Origin of the sequence: Streptococcus sp. GMD1S, assembly GCF_000296875.1 — a bacterium.
Classification (GTDB): domain Bacteria; phylum Bacillota; class Bacilli; order Lactobacillales; family Streptococcaceae; genus Streptococcus.
Window position 1 is genome coordinate 1 of sequence record NZ_AJQY01000364.1, and the last position, 1306, is coordinate 1306.

At 31.2% G+C, this 1306-nt stretch carries 1 protein-coding gene; it reads right to left on the reverse strand.

From position 1 onward, the window contains the following. Positions 1-71: 71 nt before the first annotated feature. Entirely contained in the window at positions 72-1175 is a 1104-nt protein-coding gene (locus GMD1S_RS10345; protein ID WP_000876342.1) for a hypothetical protein, read from the reverse strand. Positions 1176-1306 lie beyond the last annotated feature (131 nt).

Genomic DNA, 1306 nt, shown 5'->3' on the forward strand with positions numbered 1-1306 from the left:
CAGATACCGAAAACACCACATTCTTCATTAAGAGATTTTACTTCGTATGTCATTTTTTATACCTTTTATTTTTACATTATAGCCCACTCTTCTAAAAGAAAATTAGGAATTTCATCTGGCTCAACTCTCTTATAACTATCAACACCTACATACTGACCCAAATTAGGTTTGCCGAAAAGTTCTTGACTAAGTAGCACAAGCTTCTCATTTGTTCTAATTTTTTCTTTAATTGTCGGGCTAAAGTAGTAGTTTTCAGTGTAAGCAAATATTAAATAATTAAGAAAATCCAGTTTATTCAATCGATTGCTACTGTTAAACTGACTTTTTAGAGATCTATATTTCCAATCCCTTTTATGATAAAAAGCTAGCACCATCGTCTTTTCTTTTAATGGTAAAATAGCCAGATGCAACTTCTGAATACGATTTTTTTTTGAATGGTTACTCGTATCATTCACTGGATATTCATACATATCTCTAATCAACGTTAATGAGCCTTGAAACGCTATCGGTGTCTTATAGGGGAGCACCTCATGAAAAATAATTTGATATGCTCCTTTAAGATTGTTTTCAATAGCAGTTTTATGGAGTAAAATTTCATTTTGAAAATCTTCAATATCATAATCAAAAGAATTATGAAGATCTTTTATTTTTTGAGATGTATTCTCTAACGTTTTATTAGAAATCTCAGGTATTCTTAAGTATAAAGCCTTCTTGATTGTATTATCAGACATTGATTTTTTAAAATGATATTTTTCCTCCCTCATTCTAACTAGTTCTAAAAGGAAATTTTTCAATGCAATTTGTGACAACATTTTATCGCTAGGATAAGACGTAAGATTCATTTCATTTTCATATTCCTGAAAATAGAAAGAATCACATTTACGACAAATAATTTGTATCGTTCCCGAATTGCTCACTCCCTTATCATTATCTGACAGATCGCTCCCTATTAAATAACCAGCTTGAGTCAACTTGCCAGAATCAGAAATATTTTTTAACGATAACTGTGGAATAGTGTGAGAGTTGCAAAAACTTGTAGTATCTTTATCACAAAGCAAACACTTTCTTGGCTTTAAGTCCTCCTTCATTACTCTCATCTCTCTAGATAACGATTTTTTCAATTGAATCTTTTTTTCAACATCAGGTATATCAATTAATTTATTCAAATATTTCACAAACTTTCATTTTTCTTCTCAAAACACACCAATCGTCTTAGTCATCTATAGTCTTATTTCCCAGTAAAGTATTTAACAGCCGACGCAAACAGGTGCTGGTCTTTATTCCCTGGGATGTTTTGGAAGAGACC